The sequence below is a fragment of the Deinococcus sp. genome, assembly GCF_025362455.1.
Taxonomy (GTDB): Bacteria; Deinococcota; Deinococci; order Deinococcales; family Deinococcaceae; genus Deinococcus.
This window is the reverse complement of sequence record NZ_JANYGJ010000157.1, coordinates 1-6,926: the sequence shown is the minus strand read 5'-3', so window position 1 is coordinate 6,926 and position 6,926 is coordinate 1. Positions and strand designations below refer to the sequence as shown.

The following is a 6,926-nucleotide window of genomic DNA, read 5'->3' as shown; positions in this document are numbered from 1 at the left end:
TGCGGAGCAGTTGCTTAGAGCAGTACTCCGAATTACACCACGGGGAAAACAGCCTCCCCGCGCCTCCATTCTGCGTCCTGCTCAGTCAAAACTACTCGCTCCGCTCGGTCATAAAAAGACCCTTTTTATGACATCTGCTCTGAAGGGGGTGCAGGGTCTCAGGTGGCCGGAGGGTTCGCCAGCGGGCTCGCACCGAAAGGTCAGTCAGCTACAGACGCGCAAAGGGCGTCCCGCTAGGCTCGTAACCCTGCCCCGCCCCACTTCTTACCCCGGCGCCAGTTCCAGCACGATGATCTCGCTGGGACACAGGTTGCGCAGCGGCAGCCCGGTGACGCCCAGGCCCCGGCTGACCAGACCCTTCGCGCCGCCGCGTGCCTCGGTACTGTTCGGATCAGGACCGTCGCCCTGAATCCAGCCCTGGGCGAAACGCTGCCCGTAGGCGCTGGGCACAATCGGCGCCCCGATGACCGGCAGCCTGATCTGGCCGCCGTGGGTGTGGCCGGAGAGCATCAGGCCGTAGTCGGGTGCCAGGCGCATCAGGTAGTCGGGATTGTGGCTCATCAGCAGCCGCCCGGTGCCCACCGGAGCCGCCCGGAAGGCCAGCCCGGCGTCCGGCGTGCCCCACCAGGCGTCGTCCACACCGCCCAGGTACAGGTCGCCTCGCACGGGGCGCCCCTCGTTGAGCAGCATGGAAATTCCGCGCTGCGAGAGTTCACCCGCCAGTCGGGTGCGCTGCGCCTCCCAGCCCGGATGGTCGCCGGACTCGCGCCGCCCGAACGAGCCGTAGTCGTGGTTGCCCCAGACCCCCCAGACGCCCAGCGGGGCTTTCAGGCGCCCCAGTTCGTCCAGAAAGGCCGTCGGCGTCCCGCGTCCCAGGTCCACGTCCAGAAAGTCGCCCAGCAGCAAAATCAGGTCGGGCCGGGTCCTCAGCGTCTGATCCACCCAGCCGCGCACCTGCGGCAGCCGGATAAACGGGCCGTAGTGCAGATCGGCCAGCAGCGCGGCCCGCAGCGGGCGCAGCAGGCCCGGCAAGGTGGTCTGCCTGGTGTTGACTTGCGCCGGAACATACGCCTGCGCCGCGCCCACACCGCCGCCGAGCAGGCCCAGCGCCGCGCCGGAGCCGACCAGGCGGGTCAGAAATTGCCGCCGCGTCAGGGGCATGTTGGACTCAGGGACATGGTGTACAGGGTAGGCGAACGGGATGATCGGTTGCTGAGGGAAGGGGGCAGCGGCCCAGGTGCGCCCCCGAACTGGCGCTCTCACCTGACATTCACCTCGGCGCCCAACACTTCAGGGGTGAACCGTGCCCTGCCGCTCGCCGCCTGCCTGTGGCTCCTGACCTGTGCGGGCGCGGCGGGACTCAGCCCGGTGAAGCTCAGCACATCGGTCAAGCTCAGCACATCGGTCAAGCTCAGTACATCGGTGAAGCTCAGCACATCGGTCAAGCTCAGTGCGGTGGACCGGGCGCTGATTCCGAAAGTGATGATGGCCAACCGCTTCGAACTGCTGGCCTCGAAGCTGGCCCTGCGCCTGAGCCGGGACCGCCAGACCAGGGCTTACGCCCAGTCGATGATCGCGGTGCATACCGGGCGGCTCGCCACGCTGCGGGCCACCGTGCTGAAGATCGATCCCAGCGTGAGCTTCCCCGCAGGTCTGACGCCCGATCAGCAGGCGACCCTGACGGCCCTGGGCGGCGCGGGCAACAACTTCGGCAAGCTCTACAAGCAGGCCATGAAAGACGTTCACGCTCAGGCCTTCGGACTGTTTCAGACCTACACCAGCAGTTCGGCGGCCCATCCGGCCCTGAAGGCGGTCATTCAGGACCTGCTCGCCACGGTCAAGCAGCACTGGGATGAGGCCAGCGATCTGCCGGGCCAGCTCCCGTGACGCCCTTCACAGCAGTCGAGTGCGGCCCAGCGTCCGGGTCGGCTGCGGACTGCCCCCGGCGGGCTCCAGGCTCAACCACAGGGCGCCGTAGCCCTGCCAGCTCACCTGGAGGGGTCGGCCCTGGGTCTGGCCGATGGCGGTGACGCTTCGCCCGCCCCCCGGCGCCCTGACGATGCCCCAGACCTGGAAGGTTTTCCCGGCGGGCGCGGCGGTGGGCAACACGATCAGGGCCGAACCGTCGACTCGCACCAGGGCGGTGGCCTGCACCGGCCCTCCCGGCTCGCGCAGGTACTTGACGCCCACCGCCGGATCGGCCAGCCAGCCAGCCAGCGCGGTCTGGTCGGTGTTCAGGCGCTGGCGCTGGGAGCTGAGGTCGGCGCCCCACAGCAAGCTGGCCGCCAGCAGCGCCAGACTGGCCGCCAGCCCCAGCGGCAGCCAGGGTCGCCGGACCGTTGGGGGGTTGAGTGCCAGGGGAGCCGGGGGCGCAGGAACTGGGAGGGGCGACGCTGCGCTGCCTATCCGCGCCTGGATGCGTGCCCAGACCTGCGGGCCTGGCGTCTGGGGCGGCAGGGTTTCCGCCAGGGTAGACAGCCCTTCGTGCAGGGCACGCACCTCCGAGCGGCACCGGGCGCAGCTTTCCAGATGCGCCTCGGTCTCGCGCTGCTCGGCGGGGCTCAGCCAGCCGAGCACGTAATCCGGCAGACGGTCATCAGGATGCATGGGGGGTCTCCAGGGCGCGGCGCAGTTTGAGCAGCGCTCGCCGCACCTTCGATTTCAGCGAGCCGAGCGGCAGATTGTGCCGAACGGCCAGCTCGTCGTGGCTGTAGCCGTCGAAAAAGGATTCTTCGAGCAGCCTGCGCTCATCCGGACCCAGGACCGACAGCGCCTGGGCGATCAGCGGGCGCAGCGTCGGGTCGGCGCCGCCCGGCTGGGCGAAGTCCGAGGCGGGGTCGTGAACGTCGTAATCGTCGGCCTTGGCAGGTCGGGCCTGCCGGGCACGCAGGCGGGAGAGCGCCAGATGCTGCGCCACCGTGACGGTGAAGGCCGTCACCGAATGCAGTTCGGCCTGGTAGCGCCCGGCGCCCTGGTAGAGCTTGATGAACGTGTCTTGCACCACTTCCTCAGCCTCCTCGCGGCTGCCCAGCATCCGCAGGGCGAGCGCGAACACCCTGGGTGAAAGGCGGGTATACAGTTCGCCCAGAGCCTCTTCGTCGCCGAGCGCGACCCGGCTCAGCAGTTCATTGCCCGTGAGTTCGGTCTCAGTGTCCATTGATCGTGTGTCCATTGATCGTGTGTCCATTGGTCGTGTCCATGAGTCCTCACTTAAGGTGACGCGCCCGCCGAGGGTTCAGATGCACCCGCCCGCGTCGAGGCGGCGCCGTTCGTTGCCCGGCCCGGTGGCGCCCGGCGCCGTGTGAGCCGCCGTCCCAACCAGTTCTGAGCTTGTCCGGCTGCGCACCTGACCTTTACTCAATCTTAATGCACGCCGCAGCAGTGTGCATCCAGGCAGGCTGAGTCCGCGTCTTCAGAGGTGAGGGGAAAGTGTGAAACAGCGAGCATCTGCCCCCCCCCGCCCGTCCGCGTTTTCCAGACCGCTCATCACCCATAGGAGTCGTTATGCCGAATGTCACCGCGCTCAACCGCCCCAGCATGAACCTCGCAGTGTCCCGGTCCTTCCTGATCGCCAGCCTGACGGTGCTGCTCGCCGCCTGCTCGCCTGAGCCGGTGGTGGTGACCCCCCCGGCCAAACCGAAAGTCAGCCTGGGCACGGCCAACAGCGCCCAGTTCGGGGCCTACGTCGCCGACAGCGCCGGAACCAGCCTGTACCTGTTTACCAAGGACACCAAAGGGACGGCTGCGTCGACCTGTCTGGCCGCCTGCGCCGCGACCTGGCCCGCACTGACCTTCGATGCCAGCAAGGAAATCCTGGCTGCCAACGGCCTGAATGCCGCCCTGCTGGGCAGCTTCGTGCGGTCCGACAACGGCCAGACCCAGGCCACCTACAACGGCTGGCCGCTCTACCGGTATTCCAAGGATACGGCGCCCGGCCAGACCAACGGTGAAAACGTCGGCGGCACCTGGTTTCTGGTCAAGCCCGACGGCACCCGCAACTCGCCGCCCGCCCCTGCGGCGGTGACCTACACGGCTACCCTCAGCAGCGCCAGCGAGGTGCCCGCCGTCACGGCAGCCAGCAGCGGCAGCGGCAGCGTCACCGCGACCCTGGACGGCATGAACCTGACCATCAAGGGCAGTTTCACCGGCATGACCGGCCTCGCCACCCTGGCGCACATTCACGGCCCGGCGTCCAAAACGGCGTCGGCCCCGGTGATGTTTCCGCTGACCTTTACCAACGACGCCGCAGCGGGCAGCGGCACCCTCAGCGGCACGGTCATGCTGATGGACGACCAGGTGGCGGCGCTCAGAGGTGGCCAGCTCTACGTCAACGTCCATACCGCCGCCAACAAGGCGGGTGAGCTTCGCGGCCAGCTCGAAGCCGCGACCAGCGGCGGCGGTGGCGGTGGCGGCGGCGGTGGCGGTGGCGGCTACTGAGTCCAGGGGCAGCGGGGAGGGCCGTTCATCCGCGCTGCCCTGTCCCTGTCTCCGGCGGTTCACGCTACCGTCCTCAGTTGCTGTTCTCAAGGAGAATCCGACATGCGTAAAGTAGCTTTTGTGCTGATCCTGGGCGCCACCAGTTGCTCGGTGATCCAGTCCGCCTCACCGCTAACCGCCTCACCGCTAACTACCTCACCGCTAGCCATATTGCCACTAACCACATTGCCGCTGCCCATATTGCCGCTGCCCACCATTCCGGACGCCATCAAGGTTCCGGCAGGGCAGAGCCTGGCCCGCGCCTACCTGGGGCGCGGCACCCAGAACTACGCCTGCCAGAAGGACGCGGCCAGCGGCGCCTACACCTGGGCCTTCCAGGCGCCCGAAGCCGAGTTGTTCGGCGCCCAGAATGTCAAGGTCGCCACCCATTACGGCGGCCCGACCTGGGAGGCCCCGGACGGCTCCAAGGTGGTCGGCGCCGTGCAGGCCAGATCGGAGAGCGCCCCCAGCATTCCCTGGCTGCTGCTGGCGGCCAAGAGTACGGCGGGCAGCGGTCTGTTCGGCAAGACCACTTTCATCCAGCGTCTCTCGACCACCGGGGGCGCGGCGCCCACAGGTGGCTGCGACGCCGCCGCCGGTCAGGTGTCCAGGGTGCCGTACACCTCTGTGTACGCTTTCTACGAGGCCGCAGTGGTGAGCACACCGCCCCCAGCCTACTGATTTCCGCTCAGACGGTGTAGGTGCTGCTGGCCGTGCTGCCGCCGCGCCCGGTCCAGTTGGTGTGAAAGAACTCGCCGCGTGGTTTGTCGGTGCGCTCGTAGGTGTGTGCCCCGAAAAAGTCGCGCTGGGCCTGCACGATGTTGGTGCTCAGCCGCGCGCTGCGGTAGCCGTCGTAGTAGGCCAGGGCGCTGGAGAAGGCCGGGGTCCACACCCCGCGCAGGGCCGCTGCGGCGACCACCTGACGCCAGGCGCCCTGCGAGTCGGCCACCGCCTGCGTGAAGTAGGCGTCGAGCAGCAGGTTGACCGGAGCCGTCTGTGCGCCGCCGAACGCGACTTTGATCTTGTCGAGAAAGGCCGCCCGGATGATGCAGCCGCCGCGCCACATCTGGGCAATACTGGCAAAATCCAGCGCCCAGTCGTACTCGGCGGCGGCCAGGCTCATCATCTGGAAGCCCTGGGCATATGAGCAGATCTTGGAGGCGTAGAGCGCTCGCCGGACCTGCTCGGTGAATTCGGCGCGGTCCAGCACAGGCAGGCCGCTCAGATCCGGGCCGTGCAGCACGGCGCTGGCCGCCACGCGCTGCTCCTTGAGCGAACTCAGAATCCGGGCGAACACCGCCTCGGCGATGGTGCTGGCCGGGGCGCCCACGTCCAGCGCCGTCACCGAGGTCCATTTACCGGTGCCCTTCTGCCCGGCGGTGTCGAGAATCACGTCCACCATCGGCTGCCCGGTCTCGTCGTCGGTTTTCTGCAGGATGGCGGCGGTGATTTCGATCAGATAACTGTCGAGTTCGCCGGTGTTCCACTCCTCGAAGACCTGGCCGATTTCGGGGGCGGACAGGCCCAGCACGCCGCTCAGCAGGCTGTAGGCTTCCGAGATCATCTGCATGTCGGCGTATTCGATACCGTTGTGGACCATCTTGACGAAATGTCCGGCGCCGCCCACGCCCACCCAGTCGCAGCAGGGCTCGCCGCCAACCTGGGCGGCGATGGTCTGGAAAATAGGTTTCAGGGCAGGCCAGGCCGCCGGATTGCCGCCGGGCATGATGCTGGGGCCGGTCAGGGCGCCCTCCTCGCCGCCGGAGACGCCCGCGCCGACGAACAGCAGGCCCTTGTCCGCCAGCGCCTTTTCGCGCCGCACGGTGTCGGGGAAGTGGGTGTTGCCGCCGTCGATGATGATGTCGCCCTCACCCAGCAGCGGGCTGAGCATGTCGATAAAGGCGTCCACGGCGGCGCCCGCCTTGACCATCAGCATGACCTTGCGCGGCGGCTTGAGCAAACTCACGAAGGTGGGCAGGTCATCGGCGCCCAGGATGGTGAGCCCCCTGGCGCGTCCGGCCACGAACTCGTCGACCTTGCTGGTGGTGCGGTTGAACACCGCCACCGTGAAGCCCTTGGAGGCCAGGTTCAGGATCAGGTTCTCGCCCATGACCGCCAGCCCGATCAGCCCGATGTCGGCCTGGGCCTCGGCGACGGGCGCCGTGAAGCGCTGGGGAGAAGTCGGGTCCGAGTGGGCGGCGGCGTTCGGATCGAACTGGGTCATGGGATTCTCCTGGGATGTTGGGCGAGATGAATGGTGGCTGGACGAATTGGTGTCAACTCAACAATAACGCCTGAGCTGTCATAGACCCCTCGCCCCCTGCGGCTTATCGTTACCCAGAAGTGGGATAGAGGCTGACAGAGACGTCAAGATCAAGCAGCCAGGCGGCCTGAGTGAGCCAGGCCCAACCGCGCCAGAGGGTCTGCCAACCAGGGTCGCCGTCACGGCG

The 6,926-nt window shown here is 67.7% G+C and carries 7 protein-coding genes; 3 read left to right on the top strand and 4 right to left on the bottom strand.

All coding sequences use genetic code 11. From position 1 onward, the window contains the following. Positions 1–264 precede the first annotated feature (264 nt). On the bottom strand, positions 265–1,161 hold the full coding sequence (locus tag Q0R23_RS12085) for a metallophosphoesterase (RefSeq protein WP_293913366.1): 897 nt from the start codon (positions 1,159–1,161) through the stop codon (positions 265–267). Positions 1,162–1,296: 135 nt separating this feature from the next. Here Q0R23_RS12085 and Q0R23_RS12080 point away from each other — a divergent pair, with 135 nt between their 5' ends. Beyond that, entirely contained in the window at positions 1,297–1,887 is a 591-nt protein-coding gene (locus Q0R23_RS12080; protein ID WP_293913364.1) for a DUF4142 domain-containing protein, read from the top strand. Positions 1,888–1,893: 6 nt separating this feature from the next. Here the strand turns inward: Q0R23_RS12080 and Q0R23_RS12075 are convergent, their stop codons facing one another. After that, positions 1,894–2,607, bottom strand: a complete 714-nt coding sequence (locus tag Q0R23_RS12075; protein ID WP_293913362.1) for an anti-sigma factor — start codon at positions 2,605–2,607, stop codon at positions 1,894–1,896. Continuing rightward, on the bottom strand, positions 2,597–3,157 hold the full coding sequence (locus Q0R23_RS12070; RefSeq protein ID WP_293913360.1) for a sigma-70 family RNA polymerase sigma factor: 561 nt from the start codon (positions 3,155–3,157) through the stop codon (positions 2,597–2,599). Before Q0R23_RS12070 ends, Q0R23_RS12075 begins: the two co-directional genes overlap by 11 nt. Positions 3,158–3,504: 347 nt before the next feature. Here Q0R23_RS12070 and Q0R23_RS12065 point away from each other — a divergent pair, with 347 nt between their 5' ends. After that, positions 3,505–4,437 carry a CHRD domain-containing protein gene (locus Q0R23_RS12065; protein WP_293913358.1) on the top strand — a complete coding sequence of 311 codons (933 nt, stop codon included), beginning with the start codon at positions 3,505–3,507 and terminating at the stop codon, positions 4,435–4,437. Between the two features lie 102 nt (positions 4,438–4,539). Next, the gene (locus Q0R23_RS12060; RefSeq protein ID WP_293913356.1) at positions 4,540–5,157 is read left to right on the top strand and encodes a DUF3455 domain-containing protein; all 618 of its coding nucleotides are present in this window, start codon (positions 4,540–4,542) and stop codon (positions 5,155–5,157) included. 7 nt (positions 5,158–5,164) lie between these two features. Here the strand turns inward: Q0R23_RS12060 and gnd are convergent, their stop codons facing one another. Beyond that, entirely contained in the window at positions 5,165–6,700 is a 1,536-nt protein-coding gene (gene gnd / locus Q0R23_RS12055; RefSeq protein WP_293913354.1) for a decarboxylating NADP(+)-dependent phosphogluconate dehydrogenase, read from the bottom strand. Between the last annotated feature and the right edge of the window lie 226 nt (positions 6,701–6,926).